This is a genomic window from Caballeronia sordidicola (assembly GCF_001544455.2).
Taxonomy (GTDB): Bacteria; Pseudomonadota; Gammaproteobacteria; order Burkholderiales; family Burkholderiaceae; genus Caballeronia; species Caballeronia sordidicola.
The window spans coordinates 38,049-63,228 of the sequence record NZ_FCOC02000030.1 but is presented as its reverse complement, the minus strand read 5'-3'; the positions used below and the strand labels follow the sequence as shown (position 1 = coordinate 63,228).

20 protein-coding genes are annotated in these 25,180 nt (G+C 62.0%); 11 read left to right on the top strand and 9 right to left on the bottom strand.

Annotation, left to right across the window (positions count from 1 at the left end):
- Positions 1-369: 369 nt before the first annotated feature.
- Complete coding sequence (locus AWB64_RS28600; RefSeq protein ID WP_060858776.1) at positions 370-1,881, bottom strand: CoA-acylating methylmalonate-semialdehyde dehydrogenase; 1,512 nt, start codon at positions 1,879-1,881, stop codon at positions 370-372.
- Between the two features lie 108 nt (positions 1,882-1,989).
- On the opposite strand from AWB64_RS28600, the gene AWB64_RS28595 reads away from it, so the two are divergent.
- Positions 1,990-2,928: a LysR family transcriptional regulator gene (locus AWB64_RS28595; protein WP_060858787.1), complete on the top strand. Its 939-nt coding sequence runs from the start codon at positions 1,990-1,992 to the stop codon at positions 2,926-2,928.
- A gap of 36 nt (positions 2,929-2,964) precedes the next feature.
- Here the strand turns inward: AWB64_RS28595 and AWB64_RS28590 are convergent, their stop codons facing one another.
- Entirely contained in the window at positions 2,965-3,474 is a 510-nt protein-coding gene (locus AWB64_RS28590) for an RrF2 family transcriptional regulator (RefSeq protein ID WP_060858775.1), read from the bottom strand.
- Positions 3,475-3,730: 256 nt separating this feature from the next.
- On the opposite strand from AWB64_RS28590, the gene AWB64_RS28585 reads away from it, so the two are divergent.
- Complete coding sequence (locus tag AWB64_RS28585; RefSeq protein WP_060858786.1) at positions 3,731-4,951, top strand: NAD(P)/FAD-dependent oxidoreductase; 1,221 nt, start codon at positions 3,731-3,733, stop codon at positions 4,949-4,951.
- On the opposite strand, the gene AWB64_RS28580 is transcribed toward AWB64_RS28585, so the two are convergent.
- Positions 4,935-6,164 carry a pyridoxal phosphate-dependent aminotransferase gene (locus AWB64_RS28580; protein WP_060858774.1) on the bottom strand — a complete coding sequence of 410 codons (1,230 nt, stop codon included), beginning with the start codon at positions 6,162-6,164 and terminating at the stop codon, positions 4,935-4,937. The genes AWB64_RS28585 and AWB64_RS28580 overlap by 17 nt on opposite strands.
- Positions 6,165-6,245: 81 nt before the next feature.
- A complete protein-coding gene (locus tag AWB64_RS28575) occupies positions 6,246-7,157 on the bottom strand; it encodes a LysR family transcriptional regulator (RefSeq protein ID WP_060858773.1) in 912 nt (303 codons plus the stop codon).
- A gap of 77 nt (positions 7,158-7,234) precedes the next feature.
- Between AWB64_RS28575 and AWB64_RS28570 the strand changes: the two genes are divergently transcribed.
- The 9 genes from AWB64_RS28570 (at position 7,235) to AWB64_RS28530 (ending at position 16,826) form a co-directional block, all read left to right on the top strand.
- A complete protein-coding gene (locus tag AWB64_RS28570) occupies positions 7,235-7,906 on the top strand; it encodes an HAD-IA family hydrolase (protein WP_060858785.1) in 672 nt (223 codons plus the stop codon).
- Entirely contained in the window at positions 7,903-9,033 is a 1,131-nt protein-coding gene (locus AWB64_RS28565; RefSeq protein ID WP_060858772.1) for a DSD1 family PLP-dependent enzyme, read from the top strand. Before AWB64_RS28570 ends, AWB64_RS28565 begins: the two co-directional genes overlap by 4 nt.
- 259 nt (positions 9,034-9,292) lie before the next feature.
- A complete protein-coding gene (locus AWB64_RS28560) occupies positions 9,293-10,372 on the top strand; it encodes a catalase family peroxidase (RefSeq protein WP_060858771.1) in 1,080 nt (359 codons plus the stop codon).
- 138 nt (positions 10,373-10,510) lie between these two features.
- Positions 10,511-11,056 (top strand): RNA polymerase sigma factor, encoded by a 546-nt coding sequence (locus tag AWB64_RS28555; protein WP_060858784.1) that lies wholly within the window; start codon positions 10,511-10,513, stop codon positions 11,054-11,056.
- Entirely contained in the window at positions 11,053-11,982 is a 930-nt protein-coding gene (locus tag AWB64_RS28550) for an anti-sigma factor family protein (protein WP_060858770.1), read from the top strand. Before AWB64_RS28555 ends, AWB64_RS28550 begins: the two co-directional genes overlap by 4 nt.
- A 503-nt stretch (positions 11,983-12,485) precedes the next feature.
- Positions 12,486-13,475 (top strand): anti-sigma factor family protein, encoded by a 990-nt coding sequence (locus AWB64_RS28545; protein ID WP_060858769.1) that lies wholly within the window; start codon positions 12,486-12,488, stop codon positions 13,473-13,475.
- Between the two features lie 86 nt (positions 13,476-13,561).
- Positions 13,562-14,521, top strand: a complete 960-nt coding sequence (locus AWB64_RS28540) for a hypothetical protein (RefSeq protein ID WP_060858768.1) — start codon at positions 13,562-13,564, stop codon at positions 14,519-14,521.
- Entirely contained in the window at positions 14,518-15,417 is a 900-nt protein-coding gene (locus tag AWB64_RS28535) for a Tll0287-like and HAMP domain-containing protein (protein WP_060858767.1), read from the top strand. Before AWB64_RS28540 ends, AWB64_RS28535 begins: the two co-directional genes overlap by 4 nt.
- A complete protein-coding gene (locus AWB64_RS28530) occupies positions 15,414-16,826 on the top strand; it encodes a serine/threonine-protein kinase (protein ID WP_060858766.1) in 1,413 nt (470 codons plus the stop codon). Before AWB64_RS28535 ends, AWB64_RS28530 begins: the two co-directional genes overlap by 4 nt.
- Here the strand turns inward: AWB64_RS28530 and tagF are convergent.
- Genes tagF through tagH form a run of 5 tightly spaced genes read right to left on the bottom strand, consistent with a single transcriptional unit; the run spans position 16,823 to position 25,175 of the window.
- Entirely contained in the window at positions 16,823-17,407 is a 585-nt protein-coding gene (gene tagF, locus AWB64_RS28525; protein WP_060858765.1) for a type VI secretion system-associated protein TagF, read from the bottom strand. The two genes, AWB64_RS28530 and tagF, sit on opposite strands and share 4 nt — an antisense overlap.
- Positions 17,404-20,973: a type VI secretion system membrane subunit TssM gene (gene tssM, locus AWB64_RS28520; RefSeq protein WP_060858764.1), complete on the bottom strand. Its 3,570-nt coding sequence runs from the start codon at positions 20,971-20,973 to the stop codon at positions 17,404-17,406. The genes tagF and tssM overlap by 4 nt, the downstream gene beginning before the upstream one ends.
- Positions 20,970-22,298 carry a type VI secretion system protein TssL, long form gene (tssL, locus tag AWB64_RS28515; protein WP_060858763.1) on the bottom strand — a complete coding sequence of 443 codons (1,329 nt, stop codon included), beginning with the start codon at positions 22,296-22,298 and terminating at the stop codon, positions 20,970-20,972. The genes tssM and tssL overlap by 4 nt, the downstream gene beginning before the upstream one ends.
- A gap of 15 nt (positions 22,299-22,313) precedes the next feature.
- A complete protein-coding gene (gene tssK, locus AWB64_RS28510) occupies positions 22,314-23,648 on the bottom strand; it encodes a type VI secretion system baseplate subunit TssK (RefSeq protein ID WP_060858762.1) in 1,335 nt (444 codons plus the stop codon).
- Positions 23,649-23,651: 3 nt separating this feature from the next.
- Complete coding sequence (gene tagH, locus AWB64_RS28505) at positions 23,652-25,175, bottom strand: type VI secretion system-associated FHA domain protein TagH (protein ID WP_060858761.1); 1,524 nt, start codon at positions 25,173-25,175, stop codon at positions 23,652-23,654.
- Positions 25,176-25,180 lie beyond the last annotated feature (5 nt).

The window sequence follows — 25,180 nt, the reverse complement described above, 5'->3', positions numbered from 1 at the left end:
ACGGCACAAGATTGCGACGAAATCGCATTGTACGATCCTGAGTTCGAGCAATGGCATTTTGTGCCGTACACCGGACGTGCGAATGCGAGGTAAGACCTAGGGTTTCGAGCAACGAATGTTGGTCGGAAACACCGTCGTTAGCTTGTGGGGTAAGCAAGGGGGTAGGCAGGATGAATTTTCTGGAAAAACCCGCTGGGTGAGGGGTCGCGAGCGATCGTTTCTTTTTCGCCGTTGGAAAAAGAAATGAAGTCCCGCCACGGACAGTGGCTAACAGTGCTAAAAAGGACCACCGAACAAGAGTCGCGCGCAGGCGCAAAAAGCAGCAACCCTGCGCGACCCCTGCCCAAGGGGCTAAAAACGACCTCCTCCCTACTTACTAACCGGCATGGCAAACTCCGCCCCTTTCTCGGTAGATTCCGGCCACCGCTGCATGATCGACTTCTGCCGTGTATAAAACCGCACCCCTTCCTCGCCATAGGCGTGCATATCGCCAAAAAGGCTGCGTTTCCATCCACCGAACCCGTGCCATGCCATAGGCACAGGAATAGGCACATTAATCCCGACCATCCCGACTTCGATCCTGCGTCCGAACTCACGCGCAACGTGCCCATCGCGCGTATAGCATGCGACGCCATTCCCAAACTCATGCGCATTGATCAGGTCAACCGCTTCGGTAAAGTCCTTCACCCGAACGCAAGCCAGCACCGGCCCGAAAATCTCTTCCTTATAGATACGCATATCGGGCGTCACGTTATCGAATAGCGTACCGCCGGTAAAGAACCCTTCCTCATGCCCGGGCACTTTCAACCCACGCCCATCGACAACAAGCGTTGCACCCTCTTCCACACCCAGTGCGATATACCCTTCAATGCGTTCCAGCGCCTGGCGCGTGACGATTGGCCCCATCTCGGCATCGGCTTCCATGCCATTCTTCACGATCAGCGACCGGGCGCGTTCTGCAAGCCGCGGAATCAGTTTGTCGGCGACATCGCCCACCAGCACCGCGACAGAAATCGCCATGCAACGCTCACCCGCCGAGCCATAACCCGCGCCGACCAATGCATCGATCGCCTGATCCAGATCGGCATCCGGCATCACGACCATGTGATTCTTCGCGCCGCCAAGCGCCTGCACGCGCTTGCCGTGCTGCGCGCCGGTCTGATAGATATAGTTCGCAATCGGCGTAGAACCCACGAAGCTGATGGCCTTCACATCGGGATGCACAAGCAGCGCGTCGACCACGACCTTGTCGCCCTGCACCACGCTGAATACGCCATCGGGCAAGCCCGCTTCCTGCAACAAACCCGCCATGAAAAGCGATGCCGACGGATCGCGTTCGCTCGGCTTCAGCACGAAGCAATTGCCCGCTGCAATCGCGACCGGGAACATCCAGCATGGCACCATGCACGGAAAGTTGAACGGCGTGATGCCGGCGACCACGCCAAGCGCCTGACGCGTCGTCCAGTTATCGATACCGGTGGAGACCTGCTCCGTGAAATCGCCCTTCAGAAGCTGAGGAATGCCGCACGCAAATTCAATCACATCGATACCGCGCGACACCTCGCCTTGCGCGTCGCTGAACACCTTGCCGTGTTCGGCGGTAATGATTGCGGCGAGTTCATCGCGATGCTTGTTCATCAGTTCAAGGAAACGCAGCATCACGCGCGCACGGCGGATAGGCGGCGTTTCACTCCATCCGGCGAACGCTTTCTTTGCGGCTGCAACGGCTGCATCGACGTCTGCTACGTCGCCCAGATGCAGCGTGCGTGCTTCCGCGCCCGTCGCGGGGTTGAAAATCGGCTGGGTACGCGCGCCCGTTCCGGGTACACGGCGGCCCTGAATGAAATGGCCGACGTCCGCGCGATCGCTGAAGCTTTGCATGATGAGGCACCTGATTGAGTAGAAAGTCTGTTGAGTGTAAGAACCCGGAGCATGCCTGCAAAGACGTTATGATTGAAATGATTGTTTTCTATGGTGAACAATGGGTATATGGAAACGCAACGAGTCGAGTCTCTATGGACACACCTTTACTGGCTGACGATCCTCGCGCAGCAAGGCAGCTATACGCGCGCCGCCACGCGGCTTGGCGTGAGCAAGGCCGCCATGAGTCAAAGGATAGTTGAACTGGAACGCGCCGCCGGTGTGTCGCTGGTGCAGCGCACCACGCGCAGCGTGCGGTTGACGGAGGCGGGACAAAGGCTGGTCGACCAGACGCGCGGGCAATATGAGGATATTGCGCAGAGCTTTGCGGGCGTTCGCGATTCGGCGGGAATTGCGCGCGGTGAATTGCGCGTCACCGCGCCGGTTGCCTTCGCGCGGCAGCAACTCGTGCCGCATTTATCGGCTTTCCTAAGGGCAAACCCGGAGGTGCGGGTGCAACTGGAGGTATCGGACCGGATCAGTTCGCTTGCGAGCGAGGGTTTCGATCTCGCCATCCGCCATAGCGCCGTCGCACCCGAAACACATGTTGCGTGGACACTATGCAAGACGCGGTCCGTGATCGTGGCGACACGCGCTTATTTGAAGCGTCGCGGCACACCTTCCACGCCGCACGAGCTGGCGTCGCACGACTGCCTGTTCTACCCGCGCGCGCAGGACGCGCCAGCATGGACATTCGAACGCACGACCGGGCGCAAGGCGGCGGGACGTGTCACCGTGCCGATCAACGGGCCATTCTCGGCGAACAATAGCGAGACCTTGCGCGATGCCGCTCTCGATGATCTCGGCATTGCATTGGTCCCCGATTTCAGCGCTCAGGCCGCATTGCGTGCCGGGCAACTCGTGCGGCTGTTGCCGGACTGGCAGCCCACGGGCGTATTCGCCGAGCAGCTTTACGTGGTTCGCCCCTATGCATCACACGTGCCGCGCGCCGTGACCGCGTTTGTATCGTATTTGCGCAAGACGTTTGAAAACGGATTCTCCGATTAACGTCTGCGCCTTTGAAGCGCGAGATGATCCGTTCGCTTAGCGATTGGCCGCGCGATTGTCGATCCAGTTGACGATCTCCGCGTGATACGTGCGCGGCGCTTTCGCCACCGTGCGCGCCGCCAGATCCGCCAGCGTCTGTGCTTCCAGCACTTCGTGCATGCGCTTTTCAGCCTCGAGCATGACGGCATGAATGGAACACATGCCGCTTGTCGCCCACTTGGGCGCGGTATCGCCGAAAATTGCGCAGCGCGCGCGAATCTCGCGGCAATCGAATAGCGCCTTCGGCCCATCCACTGCCTGCACCACGTCCAGAACCGTAATGCGCTCGGCGGCCCGGGCGAGCGTGAATCCCCCGCGCGCGCCCTCGGTAGCCACGGTCAAGCCAGCCTTATGAAGCTTGGTGAACAGCTTGGCAACGTAATCCACCGATAACCCCTGCAGTTCCGCGAGATCCCGCACGCTTGCCTCGCTCACGCCGGCGGGCGCATCAGTCAGGTACAACAGGCAATGCAGCGCGTATTCGACGCCTGAACTGATGTGGCTCATCCTATCTCCGACACATTAAATCCTAGTTACGACATTCTATTCGTTGACGTGGCGTCAGGCAATGACGATTTTTTTGATCTGAAAATGTATTTTTTTGCCACATTTTGCAGGTCTTTTCTCCATATAGTAACAAGCAAAGTCTGAATGCATGAGCGACGCCATAGCGCTTGCACAATTTATCTCCGCCTCGTAAAGTCGTAGTTATCGCATCAAGAACCGACAGCGAAAACACGATCAACAAATGGAATTTTTGGAAATGACTGATAACCGCAAGAGAATCCTGGTTGTAGGCGCCGGTTTCGCCGGCATGTGGAGCGCACTCGGCGCAGCGCGTTTGCTCGACGCTGCTCGCACACACGGCGAGCAAATCGAAGTGGCCCTGATCGCGCCCGAGCCGTCGCTGCATATGCGACCGCGCCTTCACGAGGAAAATCCGCTTAGCTTGAAAGCGCCTTTGTTGCCGCTTTTTCATGCAACAGGAATTCGCTTTATTGAAGGCAGCGTGCGCGATATTCGCGCCAAGGATCACGAAGTGGAAGCCGTCGGCACGGACGGCAAGGCCTTTACGGTGCGATATGACAAGCTCGTACTGGCCAGCGGCAGCGCGCTATTTCGGCCGCCGGTTCCGGGCCTCGATTCGGCTGCATTCAGCATCGATCAGATCAGCGACGCCGCGCGTCTCGAAGCACATCTTGACGCTCTCGCAAGTCAACCCGACACACCCGCGCGCAATACCGTGGTCGTGGCGGGCGGCGGGTTTACCGGCATCGAGATCGCAGCCGAACTGCCTGCACGCCTGCGCTCGATTCTGGGCGAGCACACCGCGGTCAAGGTGATCGTGATCGAGCAGGCCGACGCCATAGGCCCGGATCTTGGCGTGGGACCGCGGCCGGTTATCGAACAGGCGCTGTCCGAGCTCGACATTGAAGTGCGCTTGAACGTTGCGGTAAAGAGTATCGATACAGACGGCATCGTTACCTCGAACGGCGAACGCATCAACGCGGAGACGGTCATCTGGACCGCCGGCATGCGCGCCAATGCGCTTACAAAACAGTTCAATGCCGAACGCGACCGGCTTGGACGCCTGCACGTGGACGCAAGCTTGCGCGTGACCGGCGAGGACGATATTTTCGCTGCAGGCGACGTCGCCTTCGCGGCAACCGACGACGCCGGCAACCACGCGCTCATGTCATGCCAGCACGCAATGAACATGGGCCGCTTCGCAGGCCACAATGTGGCGGCTGATCTGATTGGCGGCGAGCTTTTGCCTTATCGACAACCGGTGTATGTGACCTGCCTCGAACTCGGGCCCTGGGGCGCCGTTTTTACGGAGGGATGGGACAGGCAGATCAAGCTCGTCGGCAACGAAGCGAAAGCGCTCAAGCGCCAGATCTGCACCGAGTGGATTTATCCGCCGGAAGCCGATCGAAAAGCAGCGTTCGATGCAGCCGATCCCATGGTCACGGTCGTGGCTTGAACGCTGGACGCGGACGGCGTTTCGGAACAACCAGACTAAGTTCGAGGCTTGCTACAAACGCCGCGATGCGCTCGCATGCCTCGGCAAGACGTGCTTCGTCGAGGACAAAACCGAGCCGCACGAAACCCGTTGCAGTTTCTCCGAACGCGCTGGCATCGAGCAACGACACACCCTGAGCGCGAAATAGCTGCCAGCTGAAATCGTAAGCGCTCAGGCCCGTGCCTCTCACGTCGACCATCATGAACATGCCTGCCTCGGGCAAAAGGCAATGCAAGCCGGGCACATTGCGCAGACGATCGAACACAATGTCCCGGCGCCGCCGGTATATCTCGCGCATGTCCGCAACAATCCGCGGACGGTTCTCGAGCGCGGTCATTGCTGCTTGCTGAATGAAACCCGGCAAGCCGTACAACATGCACAACGCGAGCCGTCCAAGATGTTCGACAAGCGCCTTCGGACCCACCACCCAACCCACGCGCCACCCTGGCATTGCATGCGATTTCGACAAGCTGCCGATTGTCACCGTGCGCTCGGCCATGCCTTCGAGCGAAGCAATGCTGACGTGCTCGCGATCAAACGTCAGGTCGGCATAGACTTCGTCGGAGACAATCCACAGATCGTGTTTTTTCGCCAGCGATGCAATGCGCTCAAGATCCTCGCGCGGCATGACAACGCCGGTCGGGTTGCACGGCGTCGCGAAGAAAATAGCGCGTGTACGCGGCGTGATGGCGGCTTCGAGCGCATCGCAATCGAGATGAAATGCCTTCGCCGGATTTACGGCCACGGGCACAAGTGTTGCGCCGGTGACGCGCACGCTGGCTTCGTAAGTCAAGTACATCGGTTCAGGCACGATGATCTCGTCGCCCGCTTCGCACAGGCACATGGACGTAGCGAAGAGTCCGTTCTGCGCGCCCGCCACGACGATCACGTTGTTCTCATCGATGTCTTGATTGCCGGTCTGGCGCACGTGATCCCGCGCAATCGCAGCACGAAGCGGCGCGCGTCCAACCACTTCCGCGTAGTGCGTGTCGCCTTCGCGCAGCGCATCAATAGCACGATCGACGATCACTTCGGGTGTCGCGAAATCCGGATCGCCAACACTCAGAATGATGACGTCTTTGCCTTTATTGAAGGCTTGCTGCGCCGCGTGATGAATTTCCCATGCGGCAGTGCGCTTGCCTTGCAGACGCCCGACGAGATTCGAATACTTCATGCGGCCACTCCGTTGAAGCGCGACGAACGAACCGGCACGCGTGGATGGAATCTGATCCGCTGGATTATAGCGGCGGTCTTGTCAGTGGCTGACGCCGAGGTTCGCCGCAAGATAGTCCAGCAACGCCTGCACGCGCTGAGGCCTGCCCCGGCGCGTTGGCATCAGCGCGATGACTGGCGCGCTACCAAAGTCCCATTCGCCAAGCAGCCGGACGAGCTTGCCCGATGCAACCGCATCCGCCACGTCCCATTGCGAACGCAGCACGAGGCCCAGGCCATCTTCGGCCCAACGGCGCGCAACGCTACCGTCGTTGGTGCTGAACGCCGCGCTGACACGCAGCGCAAGCGGCGTCGAATTCCGCGCGCCGGCTCGCGAGCGCCTTCGGCGTATGCGCCAGAGCGTCACGTCTTCATCGTTCTCGCGAATGCAGATGCAATGGTGATCGAGGATCGCGCGCGGTTCGCGTGGATATCCGCGCGCCGCGACATAAGCCGGGCTTGCGCATAACCATCGCTCGTTCGCAAGCAATGTCCGCGCGGTCCACGACGTGTCGCGCACCGTGCCGATCTGGATGACGACGTCGGCATCGTGGCTATGCGGCCAGGGTGTTTCGAGCAGATCGAGTTGCAGCCGAATCTCCGGGTTCTCGCGCGCAAAACGCGCGAGCAAGGGTGCAACGTGCACACGGCCGAAGCCGAACGGCGCCGCAATGCGGATGTGACCCGCGAGGCGCGCGGTCTGGTCGCGGAAGGTATCGGGAAGCGCTTCGATTGCCGCGAGCAAGCCCTGGGCTTCGCGTGCGAGCCTCGCGCCGTCGGCAGTCAGCGACATGTTCCGGGCATCGCGCGTGGCGAGCGTTACGCCCAGCGTTTCCTCCAGCTTCTTGAGCCGCATTGAAAGCGCCGATGTGGTCACGTTGAGCACACGCGCCGCCGCGCTAAGCGATTCCGAGTGCGCAAGCGTGGTGACGAGCCTTAGATCGGCGAGTTCCATCGTTCAATTCAGTTTAAGGATAGATGTGATCCGATTTAACCATACCTTAATGTTTTATCGATAAAGTTGTGCCCATCATGCCAAATCAATCTGCCTCGACCTATCCTAAAGCGGTGCTGTTCGACCTGCTGACCGCCCTGCTGGATTCATGGACCTTGTGGAACCGCGTGGCCGGCAGCGAAGCCGCTGGCCGCGCGTGGCGCGCGGAATATCTGCGGCTGACCTATCACTCCGGCGCGTATGTGCCTTACGAAGAACTCGTGCGTCAGGCCGCGTTGCAGGTCGGCCTGAATGAGTCGGCCGCGCGCACGCTCGACGCCCAATGGCTGCAACTTGCGCCATGGAGCGGCGCCCGCGATACGCTGCGCAGACTCGTGCCGCACTGCAAGCTCGCGATCGTCACGAACTGTTCTGAGCGGCTCGGCAAGCAGGCTGCGGAACTGTTCGATATCGATTGGGATGTGATCGTGACAGCGGAAAGCGCGGGCTTCTATAAACCCGATCCGCGGCCTTACCAGCGGGCGCTGGATCGCCTTGAAGTGAGCGCTCACGACGCTGCGTTCGTCGCCGGTTCGAGCTATGACATGTTCGGCACCGCCAGGCTTGGCTTGCGGACTTACTGGCACAACCGCGTGCATCTCCCGCTCGTGGAGGGAGCGCAGGCGCCCGAAGTCGAAGCGCCGACGTTCGACGCGTTGCTGCCCTGGCTGCGCGATTTCGGTTTATCGAAGGAAGACTCCGCACAATGACGCTCGACCAGATCGAAACACCCGCCGCGTTGATCGACCGGCCGCGCATGATGCGCAATATCGAGCGCATGCAGACGCATATGGACGGGCTCGGCGTGGCGTTCAGACCGCATGTGAAGACGTCGAAGTGCGTACAGGTGGCGCGTGCGCAACGCGATGCGGGCGCGCGCGGCATCACGGTATCCACGCTGAAGGAAGCCGAGCAGTTCTTTACGGCCGGCTTCAGCGACATCCTGTATGCAGTGGGCATGGTTGCATCGAAATTACCGCGCGCGCTGGCGTTGAAGCGAGCCGGCTGCGATCTGAAACTCATCGCCGATAACCTCGAATCGGCGAACGCCATCGCGGAGTTTGGCCGCTTGCATGGCGAGACTTTCGAGGTATGGATCGAGATCGATACCGACGGTCACCGCTCAGGCGTGAAGCCCGGCGAAGCGCGTTTGATAGACATCGGCCGCGCGCTGAACCAGGGCGGCGCGCGTCTTGGCGGCGTACTCACGCACGCAGGTTCGAGCTACGAACTGAACACGCCGGATGCGCTCGCCGCGCTCGCCGAACAGGAGCGCGCCGGTTGCGTGCACGCGGCCGAGCGGTTGCGCCACGCGGGCCTGCCGTGCGATGTCGTCAGTGTCGGCTCCACGCCAACGGCCCTCGCCGCGCGGCATCTGGAGGGCGTGACGGAGGTGCGGGCAGGCGTCTATGTGTTCTTCGATCTCGTGATGCGCAACGTTGGCGTGTGCGATACCGCCGATCTGGCGCTGAGCGTGCTGACCACGGTCATCGGGCATCAAGCCGACAAAGGGTGGGCCATTCTCGATGCCGGCTGGATGGCGATGAGCCGCGATCGTGGCACGGCGAAGCAAACGCACGACTATGGTTACGGGCAACCATGCACGCTGGATGGCGCGCCGCTCGAAGGCTACGCGCTTGCTGGCGCGAACCAGGAACATGGCATTCTCGCGAGTACGGGTCAGCCGGACACGGATATCGCCGCGCGCCTGCCCGTGGGCACGCGGCTCCTGATCCTGCCGAACCACGCCTGCGCGACCGGCGCACAATACCCCGTGTATCACGCGCGCTCGGGCGAAGGCCGGATTGAGGTGTGGGAGCGGTTCTACGGCTGGTAAGCCCGGCGCGACTTGTCAGATAACGTTTTCACAAACCGGGTTCCCGCGCGCGTGGCGCGCTCAGGCGCGGCGCTCCATTTCGGCTGATCGCGACCGATTTTCCGGCTTCGCGGCCGGCACCATCAAAAATATTTGTGTCATAAGGTCAACAGACAACCTTTTTGTCCAACTATACTTACGGCCTTCTGACTTCCTGGCTTGCCGGCGTCGCCGTTCAAGGGCCGATTCCCCATGGCAGCAATGAAGCCAACGCATCGCCATGACTGAAAAGCGCCGTCGTTCCAGCCTGATATCCCGCTATGCGCTGATTGCCGTAACCATTGGCGCCACGGCGGGATTGTTTGCATGGGCCGGCGGATGGGTGCATGGGCCGATTGGTCAGCAACCGCTTACCTCGGGCCGCCTGATCGATGCGTTCGAAGCCAATACGGGTCCGCATCCCGGCTTTCGGCGCAATCATGCCAAGGGCGTATGCGTGAGCGGCCGGTTCGAAAGCAACGGCAACGGCACGCAGCTTTCGCGTGCAAGTGTATTCAGGCCGGGCGTGGTGCCGGTGGTCGGCCGTCTCTCGGCGCCGGGTTTCGATCCGACGCAGGAAGACGACACCGCCATGGTGCGCAGCCTGGCACTCAGCTTCACGTTGAGCCATGGCGAGCAATGGCGCACCGCGATGAACTCCGTGCCCATCTTCGCCGTCAGCACGCCACAAGCGCTGCTGGAGCAGCTGGCCGCTTCACGGCCGGACGCCGCGAGCGGTCGCGTGGATCCGGCGAAGATGGAGATGTTCCTTGAAAAGCATCCTGAAACAAGGGCTTTTCATGAATGGCTGTCGAGTCACCCGGCTTCATCGACTTTTTATGACGCCAGTTATTTCAGCATCAATGCGTTCAAATTTACCAACGCGGCCGGCAACACGCGCTTCGTGCGCTGGAGCGTAGTGCCGGATGCGACGTACCGGCCCGTCGCCGCGAGCGCCGCGCGGGACCCTGATTTTCTCGCGCACGACCTGAGCAAGCGGCTCGAACGCGGCCCGGTGCGCTGGCATCTGATGATCACGCCGGCCGGTCCGGGGGACCCGACGAACGACGCCACGCGCGTCTGGCCAGAAGAGCGGGAATTGCATCGCGTGGATGCGGGCGTGCTGGTGATCGGCCGGGCGGAATCGCAAATTGATGGACCTTGTCGCGATATCAACTTCGATCCGCTTGTTTTGCCGGTTGGAATGGAGCCGTCGGACGACCCGTTGCTGGCTGCGCGCTCGTCGGCTTATGCGGTTTCCTTCAATCGCCGGACACGGGAAGAAGCACTAGCAGCACAGGCGGCAAGTAACCGGCGCTAGGCCTCGCGGTTCGCCGCACGGCTACGCGGCGAGATGTCCGATCTCAAGTTAAAATTCACGGTTCGTTTCACGCAGCGCTCGCGTGCATGCTGCCAGCAGCATTCGGACAAGACACTGGTACCAGGAGATATTCGTTCGATGAACGGTGCAGACTTACCAAGCATGCTCCCCGAGATGCTGCCGCGCTTGTGGGCCTTCGCGTTGCGCATATCGGGCGACCGGCACGACGCCGAGGATCTTGTCCAGCGGGCGTGCCTGCGCGGCCTCGAACGGGCGCATCAGTTGCAGCCCGATACGGCCCCGTTAAGCTGGATGTTCTCAATTGTCCATTCCACCTGGATCAACGAGTTGCGGGCGCGAAGCGTGCGCAAACGTTCAAGCATGGAATGGGATGACGACTTCCTGGAAAACGTTGCCGACCCGGTCGACAAGGGTCCGGAAACGCAACTCATGCACAGCCAGATCATCAGCGCCGTGGAACGCCTGCCCGAAGCGCAGCGCGTGGTCATGCTGCTGGTCGCGGTCGAAGGCTTGAGCTATCAGGAAGCCGCGGATGTGCTCGAGGTTCCTATCGGAACCGTCATGAGCCGTTTGTCGCGCGCCCGGCAAGCCGTCGGCGCGCAATTCGGCGCGCAGGAACCGAAGCCAAAAGCATCGGCGACGCGAAAGGATTCAATCGCATGAAAACCGAAGAAGTCACGGAAGTGACATTAATGGCCTATGTCGACGGCGAACTGCCGCCGGCCAAGCGCCATGAAGTCGAGGAACACATACGCGCCTCGTCCGAAGCCGCGGAGCTGGTTGCGCTGCTGAAGGCGTCGCGCGTGGATTATCAGGGCGCGTTCGCCACGCAGAATTTGCCGCCCGTTCCGGATTCGCTCACGCAAAAGATCGCAGCGATGTCCCGCGCGCATGCGGGCAAGACCGCCGCGCCGACAGTCGCGTCCGCCGTCAATGACAGCGCCATGCCAGCGTCTGCAAAAGCTCCCGCTGCGCCCGTTCGTTCGCGCTTGCGAACCGTGCCGGCGTGGCTTGCCGCGGCGTGCGTGGCGGGCGCGTTCTGCGGCGGCTTGTTCCTGCGGCTCGGCCCTCTGCTGGAGCACGGCGCACCGGGATCGACCGTTGCAAGCAATCTCTCGCCGTGGGTGCAGGCCGCCACGGGCTACCAGAAGCTTTACACCCGCAACACGCTGGCTTACGTCAACGAGACTGCGGAAACGTCGTCGAAAACTGTCGATGACATCCGTCGCGACGACGGTCTTGCGCTGCGCATTCCGGACTTGCGCAGCGCCGGCCTGACGTTCAAGACGGTGCAGCGGCTGCGTTTCAACAACAAGCCGCTCGTGCAGATCGTGTACCAGCCCGAAAAGGGCGAACCGGTCGCGCTATGCGTGATGAAGGACGTGAAACCCGATCAGGCGGTTTCGGGCCAGGACGTCGACGCCATGCGCGTGGTCACCTGGCGTCAGGCCGAGCTGAGCTACGCGCTGATTGGCAAGCCGGATGGCGTGGACCTCAATGCGCTTGGCAAGCGGATCTCTAATCGCGAAGTGGAGCAACTGTTTGGCGACGCGGACTCTGTGTTCCCGTCGATTGCATCGGTCAGCTGATTTTTCGCAGCGTGTACGCCGTGGCGCGTTCTTGCCCGCGGCGTTTTCTCCTAGCAACATTCAAAACATGTGGTTTGCACGAAACACGGTTTAAGCGTCCGCACAAAAACGCAGTTACACTTGTTACAGGTTCGGCTCTGCCGGAATCGCATGTTTTGTATGGCCGACTATTTTAAATTGGCACATATGGAATTTTGGCGAAACCTGAAGTGTTCTTCATATAGCGCCGGTTCCACTTGAGGCGTCGTCGCGCGGTTGGGGCGGTCTCAAGCGGCCTATTCCTGACAGTCCGGCGTTGCCGGCAGCGCAACGGGTAGTTATGCTGGCTGTTCCGGACACGCGGATTTGGTTATATATCCGCCATTAGAAACTGTGATGAAGCAGTAGGTCCTCGAAGGTCGATTGCAATCGCGCAACGAGCAGTTGCTCGTCGCCGGAAGCAATAAAGGGCACGAGAGAAACAAAAACATAAATCATCAGCGAAAGCGAACTGCTTAAGTCTTATGAAATCGGACGATACCCTGCTGATGGCCTACGTGGACGGCGAACTGCCGCCGCACGAACGCGAGGAAGTCGAGCGCGAACTGCGCACTTCTCCCGACGTGGCTGAGCGCGTCGCGCTTTTGCAGGCTTCGCGGCTGCCTTACCGCGAAGCGTTCGCCGGGCAGAAGTTGCCGCCCGTACCGGCCAGCCTGACGGCGAAGATAGAAGAGATGGCGCGCGCGGCAAAGATCAAGGCGGCCACGCAAACGCAGGCCGCGATTGCCGGAGCCGATGTCAGTGTCAATGATCCAGTGGCCGAACGCGCGCCCGGAAGCCCTGCTTCGTCCACTATCCGCTCGCGGCTGCGCGTGGCCCCGGCGTGGCTCGCCGTCGCGTTCCTCGGCGGCGCGTTCGCGTGCGGACTCGTGCTGCGGCTCGGACCCGGTGCGGGACCGGCTTCGACCGTGGGTGCATCGATTGCATCGGTGGGAACGGGTGTGTCGCCGTGGATTACGGCTGCGGCCAGCTACCAGCAACTCTATTCGCGCGAGACGGTCGCGAACGTCACCAGCGACACGGATCTGTCCATCAAGACCGTCAACGAAATCCGCCAGGACGACGGCCTCGCGCTGCGCATTCCGGACTTGAGCGCGGCGGGACTGACGTTCAAGCGCGTGCAGCGGTTGCGCTTCAACAACAAGCCGCTCGTGCAGATTGTGTATCTGCCCAAGGAAGGCGCACCCATTGCACTGTGCGTGATGAAAGAGGTCAAGCCGGATGCGGCGGTGGCCGATCAGAAAGTGGCGTCGATGACCGTCGTCACCTGGCGTCAGGCCGAACTCGGCTATGCGCTGATCGGGCAGCCTCAGGGCGTCGACCTGACCGCGCTTGGCAAGCAGATTTCCAGCAGCCAGGTTGCACCGCTCTTCAGCCGTGACGAATCGCGTGCGGCAGGCGCAGCGCTGTTGGCATCGGCGAAAAACGCCTTCACTGCGCGCCCGGTTTTCTAGGCGCGGAATAATTTCCTCGCTTCGCTGTTGTGTTTAATGCGCCGGCCATTTCCTGGCTCGCGGCGCATTAACGCACAGCGAAACGCATGAGACATCGCCTTCATTACTTCCTGTTTCCTTCGCGCTCGCACCCGCCCTTCAAACGCTGCCTGCGCGGCTTGTTCGCGCTCGGCGTTTTATTCGCGGCGCCGCACGCGCAAGCCGGCTGGATTATTGCGAGCGCCGACGCGCCGGTCACGATCGTTCGCACGACGAATGTCTATCAGTTGAACGCGGGACAGGCGCTGCGTGACGATGACCTGATTGAGTCCGCGCCGCACAGCATGGTCCAGTTGCAGGACGACGCAGGCAATCTGCTGGCGCTGGGCGCGCAGACACGCATGCTGCTCCAGGCTGGATCGCGCGTGTCGCTGCTCGACGGCTGGCTGAAGGTCGCGCATACATGCGCAACCGAGCCGTGCACGACGCCTGCCATCGATACTGAACGGGGTTCCGTTGAACCTGGAGCGAACGCTGCGGCAGTCGTCGCGGCCCTTCCCGGCACCAATGGCAGCAAGTCGACAATCGCCGTATTCAGCGAGAGCGGCACGCAAACGTTAGCCGTCTCCGCACGCCGAAGCACGATCACGCCGGGCAGCTTTGCTTATGTGACCGCGAGCGCGCCGCCGCAAATCGCGCAGCGTCCATCGAGCGCATTTCTCACCGACATGCCGGTCGCCTTCCGCGATGCCCTGCAGCGTCTTCCAGTCACGCCATCCGCACATGACAGCGGATTAAAACCGCTGCGAGCCGCGACCTATGACGACGTGTCCGCGTGGCTCGCAAGCGACTTGCCCGCGCGCAAGCGTTTTCCCGCGCGCTTCCGTCCGCGCTTGGCCGACCCCGCGTTTCGTCGCGCGGTCGATCAGAACCTCAAGGCGCTGCCCGAGTGGCGCGTGCTGCTTTATCCGCCCGCACCGCGGCCCGATGCGCGCCAGCGCGCGCTGCATGCGCTTCGCGTCGACTCGTCCGCGTGGCCCGCGAACTCCCTCTATCTGCACCCATGAAACGCAAATTCTCCCTTAGCGTCAAGTTCAACCTCGTGTTTCTGTTCATCTTCGCAATCGCATTGAGCGCGGCGGGCGTGGTCGCGGACCGCCTGCTGCAAAAGCAGGCGCTCGATGAAACCGTGCACGACGCCAACGTGCTGATCAGCGCGGCTGCATCGATGCAAAGCTACACCGCGACCCACGTCACGCCGCTGCTCGCCACACAGATCAAATATCAGTTCGTGCCGGAATCCATTCCTGCGTTCTCGGCCATCGAAATGCTGAACCTGCTGCAGAAGGATTTCCCGAACTTTTCCTACAAGTCGACCATGCTCAACCCGACCAATCCGCGCGACCGCCCGACGGACTGGGAAACCGATGTAATCACGCATCTGCACGACCATCCCGACCTGAAACAGATGAGCGGCCAGCGCATCTCGTCCGGCAATCCCACGTTGTTCCTCGCGCGGCCAAGCCGCATCACGGACGTGGCGTGCATGCAATGCCACAGCACGCCGAGCGCGGCGCCCGCCACCATGATCGACAAATACGGCTCGGCGAACGGTTTCGGCTGGACCATGAATGACGTGATCGGCGCGGAGTTCGTCTCGGTGCCAATGACACAGCCCATAGAACGCGGCCGCGCTGTCTGGCGCACCTTCATGCTGTCGCTGACGGCAGTGTTCGCGGTCGTGCTGATCGTGATGAACGTAATGGTGAACATGCTGATCACGCGGCCAATTCAAGCGCTCTCGCGCGCCGCCGACGAAATGAGCCTAGGCAAGCTCGCCGAAACACCGCTGCCGACCGGAGGATCGGATGAGATTGCGTCGCTGGCGGTATCGTTTGGACGCATGCGCACGAGTCTGGTTGAAGCGTTCAAGATACTCGACGAAGAGCCGCACGAATCATGACCGCCGCAGCCGATACCCCTTCCGAACTCGGCCGATACCGCATCGAGCGTGTGCTTGGACGCGGAGCGATGGGCGTGGTGTATCTGGCGTTCGATCCGCAGATCGAGCGCCATGTCGCGCTCAAGACCATCCGCCACGAGTTGTTGCCGAGCGGTTCCGAAGGCGGCTCGCTGCATGACCTGACGGCGCGTTTCCTGAACGAAGCGCGTGCGGCGGGGCGGCTCGCGCATCCGAACATTGTTTCGGTGTACGACTATGGCGAAGCGGCGGACACCGCGTACATCACGATGGAGTATGTGCGCGGCGAGAGCCTTGCGGCGCGGCTCGTGCAACATGCCCGGACCCAAACGCGCATTGAACCGGCGCGTGCGTTGGGCTGCTTCGTACAGTTGCTCGACGCACTCGATTACGCGCATCAGGAAGGCGTGATTCATCGTGATATCAAGCCTGCCAATTTGCTGATCACGCAGCGCGGCGAGTGCAAGATCACGGACTTCGGCATTGCGCGAATAGAAGCGTCGCATCTCACGCAACTGGGTACGGTGATTGGTACCCCTAGTTATATGTCGCCGGAACAGTTCACCGGCGAAACCATTGACGCACGCGCCGATCTGTTTTCCGCCGCCGTGGTGCTGTACGAAATGCTGACCGGCGTGTGTCCGTTCGCGGGCACACCGACCGTGGTCATGCGGCAAGTGTTGAGCGACACGCCGAGGCTACCATCGGAAATCGCGCCGGATCTGCCGGGTTATATCGACGCCATTTTGATGAAGGCGCTTTCCAAGCGCCCCGACGATCGATTTTCTTCCGCGCGCGAATGGCGCGACGTGCTGATGGGCGCGCTCGGTGCAGCGCAATCCGACGATAGCGATCAGACGGTCATCGCGTTTGCGAAGCCGGTCGCATTACTCGAAGCACCTGAACTCAGCGAGCCGTCAATGGAATGGCCGCCCGAACTGATTGCGCAACTGGAGGAGCGTCTGGCAAGTCACGTAGGACCCGTCGCGACGATCTTGCTGCGTCGTGCAACGGCCAGGTCGTCGGACTTCAACGCGCTGCGCGAGCGGCTTGCCGCGCATTTTCCGACAGACGCCGCGCGTCGCGATTTCAATTCGCTTTTGATGCGGCTGGAAATGCCGGGGGACGGATCGCGGGTTTCATCGAGCATGAAGCGGACTTCAATGCCCGGGAACACGTCGATGGTCCGCGCGAACCTCGAGCCCGCGTTGCTGCAGGACGCAACGCTCAAACTGGCCGCGTATGTCGGGCCCATAGCCCGGGTCATAGTGGCGCGCGCTGCTGCAAACGTGCCCGATACCGACGCATTCTACGAGCGTCTTATAGAAGCTGTGCAGAACCCGAAAGACCGCGATGCGTTGGCGCGGGATTTCGGTATCGTCCCCGATTAGCCTTCCAGCAAGCGCAGGAACAACGCCGCGTCCAGCGCGCCCTCATGCGTGTGCAGCGCTTGCGCCGCTGTCCACCACACGCTCGCCGCATTGTCCTCGTTCAAAAAGCGCCTGAACGTGTCGCGCCAGACGAGCGTCTCCGCACCGCTGTCGAGTTGCGCCAACTCGGCCTCGAACTTGCTCAGCGAAAAGCTCGCCTTCAACGTCGATAGCGCCAGTCCCGCAGCATGTTCGTACCACGCGGAACTGCTGCGCAGCCAGTCGTGGAAAACAGTGTGATCCATTGGACGGGCCACGACCAAAGGAAAATAACGCCCGACCGCGTCGATGCCCGGCATCATCACGCCTGCATATGCTTCGTCGTCCATAACGCCGGGTTTCATGGCGAAGCACCATAGCGGCATGCCAAGAAAGTCCTGCAGCCATGCTTCGCCGAACCGTTCACGTGCCTTGAGCAAGCCGCGCTGCAGCCACGCATCCCATTGCACGACAAATTCCCGCGACAAACCCCGTCCGACGAAATCGCCATGCGTGCGCACTTTTCCGTAGAAACCCGTGGCGGCTTCTTCGCGTTTCATCATAGTTGCGCCGGGCAGCGAAAGCGGTCGAGCACGCCCGCGCGAAACGGATTGACCACGCTGCTCGCGGTGAGATCGACCGTGACCAGGCCGCTGCCGAACGCTGCCTTGAAATGATCGGGTTGGCCCGCTGGCGTAATGCGGGCTGTATCGAGCAGATGGAACAACGCCCACGGACCGTCCGCGTGCGGCGTGCTCGTTTGCGCAGGTTCAAGTTCCACGTGCGCTTGTCCCGTGCCTTTACCGCTCGGCCACTGGAATGCTGCTGTGGCGCCCGGCGTGCTGTCCGTGGCAACCAGTTGCACGCCGTCTATATCGAGTACAAAGCGTTTGACCGATGGATCGATGGCCGCGAGCTTCGCCGAAAATCGCACCGATACATCATGGCCGCCGTCGCGAAAGAGCGCATCGCGAATCTGCGCGGCGTTCTGAAACTGGGCGAGCACATCATCAGGAATGCCGAGCGAACGCGCTTCCGGACGCCAGCGCCACACGGCTCCCGACGTATCCACGCGGTTCTGCAGGTTCTTCTGGAAGAAGTCGTCAATCAACCCACCGGGCGCGAGAATGCGGCCGAAGTCATCCGGCGCGGCGTCACGCGTGGAGGTACGCACGAGCGGATAGCGGCCGTCGAGCGCCTGCCTGCAAGCAGGTGCAACAGCCGATGCCCACAGCGCCCGAAGCTGCGCGCGCTGGCTTTGGACCTGCACCGTGTCGGCGTTATCGGCGACGCCCTGCAGCACCGAACCCAGCGGCGCGGGCGCACCTTGCGCGAGCAGTTTGAGGCGGTCGAGCGAACCTGTCGGCGGCAAGGGCAGCGATTGCTTGCGCGCGGAATCGACCGCTTGCAACGTTGCGGCGGCTTCCTTCAATGCATTGATGGAGTCGTCCACGGGCGCCCCGGACGTCGCACCGGGCTTGCCCGCCAGATCATGCAGCGCCTGGAAATGCGTGTTGACGAGCGCGGCGCTGTCGGCGGTCGCGGCGGGCTGCGCTTGTCCATCTGCTGGTCCACCGCCCAAGCTCTTGCGCAAGGCATCGAACTTGCCCGTGGCAGCGTCAGTCGCAGCGCTGGGCGCGACGAACGTGGTCTCGACCGACGCCGCCTCGATCAATGCGCGCAGCGGCGAATTCTGCGATCCCATCAGGTTGGCCACACGCGCTCCCTGATCGGGTGCGGAGAACGGCACGACGCCGACATCGCCAAGCAGGCCATCCCATTGCCGGATACTTTCCTCGCAATACAAACGCGTGAGCGCAGTGCGAAGATCGTCGATACCCGCCGAATCCGGCTTCGTTTCCGCGCGTCCCAATACCCAGTCGTCCTTCGCAATGTTGGCAAGCGTCATCTCACGCAAACGCAGGAACGCGGTGAATCCGGCTTGCGTATAAGCGCCATCGATACCCTGCGTCAACGGCGTTCCGCTCTTGCGCACGAACACAAGCAAACCACTCGGCCCTGCCGCCTTTGCGATCGAAAAATCAGCCAGATGCAGTTGCGAAAGCTGCTGCTGGATACGGCTGTTCAGACGCTGCGCAAGCGGCACGCGGCTTAACGTTGCGCGCGCCTGTGCAATCAGGTTCTGATCGAGCGGCAGGTTCGAGTCGAACTGTCCACGGCGGAAAAGCGCTTCAAGATGCTGGTCGATGCTCGCCCGCTGCGCGTCGCTTGCCGTCCTGAGCGGACCGCGTTGCCAGTCGCGCATGGCCCAGCTTCTCAGCGCGTCGGGATCGTAGTGCGTCGGGTCGCCGAGCATCAGATACGCGCGCAACACTTCGTATTGAAGCGCGGCGTTGTTCGCATCTCCACGCCGCAACTCTTCCTCCATGCGCTGCACGACAATAGGCAACAGCGTCTGACGCAACAACCGCTGATAGACACGTTGCGCTTCCGCGCCAAGCTTCTCGCGTTGGTCCAGGCCGAATTTCGCCCACCAGATATCTCCGCGGCTTTCGCGTTCCGCCTCGCCGCCGGGCAAGTCACGGGCGGCATCGAGTACGGGAAGTACGGCGAGCGGATCGTCGCCGAGCGTGGTCTGTTGCACGCGCTGCTGCAGGGCCGCGATCTGTTGGCGGCTTTCTTCCACGAAGCGCCGGTTCGCCCGGTCGCTTGCGAACAGACCCACCAGGCCCGCGATCAACAACGCTCCAACCACGCCGATGGCAATCTGCTGGAAGCGCGCGCGCCGCCGTTCAACGCGTAAGTTAGTGCCCGCCAGACCCGCTTCTTCGAAGATCACGTCGCGCAGCAAGCGCTTTACAAAATAGGCACGGCCACTCGATGTATCCGCCAGCAACACCTCGCGTTGCAGCCCGAGCGCGGCGGCCATGGAACTCATCATGCGGTCGAGCGGCCGGCCGCTTTGCGTGCCGCTCGTGAAGTACACCCCGCGCAACAATGCAGCGCGATCAAAGCGCGATTCGCCGAAGGCATCGTCGAGAAAGCGCTGCAACGATGCTTCGATTCCAGCGAACTGCTGCGGGAACGAATAGATCAGCGCACGGCGGCGCACATCGGTTTCCTGCTGCATGCGTTGCAACACCCGATCCTGAAGCTGGCCGTGCAGCAGGCGGAACTCATCGGGGAAACGCTGCAATGGTTGCGCCGCATGTTCCGTATCGTCTTCCGCCGAATACGGGAACGTCATGCCCCAGACCTGTTCGCGTTCGTCGCGGCCGAGGTCATCGAAAAATTCGGAGAAGCCCGAGAGCATGTCGCTCTTCGTGACCACCACGTACACCGGAAAACGCATGCCTAGCTGCTTGTTAAGCTCGCTCAAGCGTTCACGAACCGACGCTGCGTGGGCCGAGCGCTGTGCGTCGGTCTGCTGCAACAGGTCCGCCGCCGATACGACCACCATCACGCCATTGAGTGGCCGCCGCGGACGGTATTTGCGCAGCATCGCAAGGAAGCCAAGCCACGCGCCGCGATCCGCTTCTGCGTGGCTGTCCTGCGTGGTGAAGCGGCCGGCTGTGTCGAGGAGAACAGCGTCGTCGGTGAACCACCAGTCGCAATGACGCGTGCCGCCGACACCGCCAATCGCCTGCGCGCCCAGACGGTCTGCCAACGGAAAGCGCAGGCCGGAATGAACCAGCGCCGTGGTCTTGCCCGCGCCCGGCGCACCGACGAACATGTACCACGGCAGGTCGTAGATGGTCTGGCGGCGCGCATTGAACCACGAGCGCCAGCCTTTGTTGTCCTTGCCTGTTGCCGTGCTGCGCAGCGTCTTCAATGCTTCTTCAAAACGCGTGCGCAGGATCGCGAGATCGGCATCGGCTGCTTTGCGCGCCTCGCTCGGTTCGCGATTCGCAGGGTTCACCGAATCCGCGATAAGACTGCGCACGAAACTGGAACTCGCGAGCCGCGCCTTCAAAGCACGCGCGCCGAAATAAATTGCCCAGCATGCGAAGAGAAGCGCGATCACGATCCATCGGCTTGTTGTGCTGCCAAGCGGCGCGCTGCCGTTGAACGCGAGCAACGGCCCCTCGAACCACACAATAAACGCCAGCGCCATCACGCCGAAAAACGACATGACCGCCGGCTTTCTGAATCCGCTTAACCATCTCATGACGCGGCTCCTGGCGAAAGAATCACAATGGCGACGCGACGATTTTTCGCGCGGCCCGCAGGGGTATCGTTCGATGCAACCGGGTCCGTGTCGCCCCGTCCTTCGGCGCTCAGGCGCGCGGGCGAATTGATGCGCGCCGCGAGGATCGCGCGCACCGTGTCGGCCCGAGCCTGAGAGAGCGCCACGTTAGATGGAAACCGCGCCGAGATGATGCGCTGGTTATCGGTGTGCCCGATCACTATCACGTTGCCCGGCTTGTCCTGCAATGCGTCCCCAATGCGTTGCATCAGCGGGGAGAAATGAGGATCGAGATCGGCGCTGCCCGATGCGAACAACTGCGTGCCCGTGGCCGTGTTGTTAATCGTGACCGTGGTGCGGTCCGCCGAATCGCCGACGCTCACCAGGCCTTGCGCAATCTCGGGCGCAAGGAATCCGGCAAGCGCGGCGGAAAGCTTGGGAGCGGCATCGACCTTCGACGCCAGCACGGGCGCGGGCGCCACGCGTATCGAACGCATGGAAGCGAACACCGGATCGGAAAAATCGTTGATGCGAAAGCTCAATACAAGGCTTGCCGTGACGAGCACGAATGCGGCGAGCGCAAGCGCGACCCATAGCGGCATGAACTGCAGCAAGCGCTTGCGCTCGCGCGGCGCGGGCTGCCAATGCGGCGACAACGCGCGCTCGATCGGTGCACGCTGCGCGCGGATCATCTGTTCGAGGCGTTCGCGTATGACATCGAGTTGAGTCTTGCCGCCTTCCATCAAACGGTAGCGTCCGTCGAAGCCGAGCGCGAGCATCACGTAGATCAGTTCGAGCAGATCGACGTCGATAGCGGGTGTCTGTGCAAGGCGCTGCAGGATCACGAACAGGCGCTCGCCGCCCGATGCCTCGTTATGGAACGTCACGAGCAAACTGCGGCGGCCCCATACGCCCGCGCCCCATGGCGTGGCTGCAATCGATTCATCGATAAACGTGCACAGGCAATAGCGCGCCGGACCAAGCTGCGCGTCGGGCACGCCGAACGCGCGCCCGTTGGCTTCGAACGTGCGCACCATCTGGATCAATTGCGTGCGCAGTGCTTCGAGGTCAGGATGGCTCGTCAGGCGGCGCAATGGCAAGGCGAGTTCGAGCAGCGGATTCGCGGCGCGCAGCAGCGGATTGCGGCCGGCGAGCGTGGCGTCGAGCGGCGCCAATGCGGGCGCCTTCGCCGTGGTCCTGGCAGCCGCCGCACGCTCGCGCTTGAGGCCGGGCGTGGGCAGCATGATCGTGCGGGCCGCATCCAGGAAACCCGAGTCGTCGAGTGTCGGGTCCGTGTCGTTAGTCATTGCAGTGTCCTTGTTTCATCGACGGATGGCCCAGCATTCCATCGCGAGGCCCGGGAATTCGCCCGCGACGTGCAGCGCCATGCCGGCCGATGCATTGAGCGCTTGCCAGCCTTCGTTCTTGTCGTCGAGTTCGAAATACGTGAACCCCGCATGGAACGGAAGTTGACGCGGCGCGACCGGCAACGCGCGCAAGCCGATGCCCGGCAACTGCAGGTTGACGAGATCGCGAATCTTTTCGACCGCGCCGATCTTCACCTGGCTGCCGAACGCGGACAGCAGCGTTTCGGTCGGAACCTGGGCGCGCACCGCGAGCACGAAGGTGGCGTTCGCGAACAGCGAGCGGTCGGCGACCAGCGCGACCCGCAGGCCGTACTTGCGTTCCTCGAGCGGTATCGACACGACGCCCGGATCGGCGACGCGGCTCAAGGCAAGACGCAACGCTTCAATGACGGGCATGAACGTCTCCTTCAACCTGTCATGCCGATACACCGGAAAAACCGGCGGCCGCCGGTCGCGCTGGCTGAAAGTCGCAAGCTCGCCCGCTAGCTGCAGCGTCGCCTGAAACAGCGCTTCCGGATGCAGGCCGGTCATCGAACCAAGATGCGCGACCAGCGGCTGCGCCCGGTTGACGATCTGCAGCAGCAGGAAGTCGGAGATTTCCGCCATGCCCGCCGCTTCCGGTTGCGAAAGGCGGCCCGCCAACGCCTCGCCGCGTTGCTGCAACAAGCCGTTGAGTTCGGTTGAAAAACGCGCGAGCTTGCCCGCCACACGAAAGTCCAGACACGGCGCGCAGTATTCTTCGTCCAGCACCACGCGCGAATCGCTCAGGCGCTCGACCACGCGCGCGACGCCCACATAAGCATGCGCGTGCGCCACGTCCGGTTCGAGCGCAAGCTTCAAACGAAGCTTGCCCACTTGCAGCAACGTGCTGACGGCATCGGGATCGTTGCTGTCGTGCACCTCGAATTCTTCCGTCCGATAGCGCGCGAGATTGTCGGCGCGTTCGGGGCCGCCCGACTCGGTTGCGCCCGGCCGGCGCACCGGCAACGCGAGTACGACGAGCAGGTTAGCCGTGCCTTCGGGGATATCGAGCGGCTCGGGAAGATCGTCGTCGGCGGGCAGGTTGAACGGCGTGCCGTCGGGCAACACGCCTGCCGCCGAACGCAGCGCGAGCTTGCCGAGTTTCAGCAGTGCTTCATCTATTTCCACCGATGTAAAACCCCAGCCGTAAGCACGCAGGCTTTCAACGCGGGCTTCGAGTTGTGTCTGCACGTGGCGGTCGTGCTGCTGCAGATGCTGCGGCTGCAGGAACATGCCTTCTGACCAGATGACCTTGCTATTCCAGTACATGGTTTATTCGCTTGGAGTTGTACGCGTGAGCGCGTCGAGCTGCGCCTGGTATGCGCGGCTGAAAGGCTCGCCGAAAGTGCGCTGGAAGTCGTCGCCGGCGTCGCGCGCCACGTGTTCCCAGGTATCGACGAAACGCTGCCAGAGGCGCGCGCGACGATTGCCGAGCAATGCGTCGAGACCTTTCGCGGCTTCGAGCGATCTGTCGATGGTCACCGGATCAATACGCGACATTGCATGTTCGAGCGCGGCACGCATGCCCGCTACAACGGCGAGTTCGTGTGCCTGGATATCGCGGAAGGCTTCTTGCAACGCATCTTCGGGTGCGAGATAACCCGCGCCGCGAGCACCGAGCATTTGCGTGAGCGCCATGTCGACGTCCGGGAAAAACTTCAGCGGATTGTTGTCACGCTCCTCGATCAGCGTCATTGCTATGCGCGTCTCGCGCTTGGCCATGGAACGTGAGCGCAGCGCGGTCATCGTTCCTTGCGTCGCCACGCGCAGCATGCCGCCGACAAGTCGCGCAAGTTCGGGCGCGGGAATGTGGCGGACGGTGCCGGCATGGATGCCGAGGCCATCGAGCAGTGCTGTGAACGTGGTGTCATCGTTTGCCGGTGGTGTCGCTGTGGCGGCCTCCGGTGGCTGCGCTTTCGGCCGAGGCTGGGGCTGGGCCTTTGGCTCGGGCACGACGAACGCCGTCTCTGGGAGCGCAGGTGGCGAGCCTTCCTTCAGTTCTATCGGCGGAATAAATGAGTCCACGTCACCCTCCATACTTGCGGCGCGTTGCTCGTTTATTGGCAGCAACGCTGGCACGGCGGACATGGCGCGTTCCGGCGATACATGTTCGAAACCCTTGCTCGATCCCGATACCGCGAAGGGCGAAACATGCCGTTTCGCAGGACCGATTCCAAGTGCACCGCCGGGCGCGCCCAGCGCGTCGATCAGTTCCTGGTTCGCGTCCACACCGAATCGCGCAGGCTCGCGCAAGAGCGGTGTGGACGCGAGCGGATCGGGCGTGAACGGTGTATTGGCGTGACTTTCCTTCGATGCTTCATGCGGCGCGTTCCAGTCATCGGGAATCAGCGGCGCGACGGGCTTCACATCCCAATCTGGTTTCTCCGGCATCGGCGCCGGCGTTGCCGGCACTTGCGGGCGCGTCATCATGGTCAGGTTCTGCGGGTCCTGCAGGTCTTGCGGGTCCTGTTCGATGAATACATCCAGCGAATACGGACCAATACGCAAGCGATCGCCTTCGTGAAGCTGCGCCTGACGCGACCCATCGAGGATCTGGTCGTTCAGCAAGGTGGGATTGCTGCCTGTATCGATCAGGACGAAAGCGCCGTCACGCCATTCAATGCGCGCCTGCACGCGCGAGATTGCGCGCTGCGTGTCGTGCAGCACGACGGTGCACTCGGGCGCACGGCCAAGCGTGCCGCCGGCTGTATCGAATTCGATGTTACGCGCTGCGGTTGTCTCGCCGCCGCTCAGGGTCATTCTCAGTTTCGTTGCGTTGGGATCATTCGATGACATGCGGA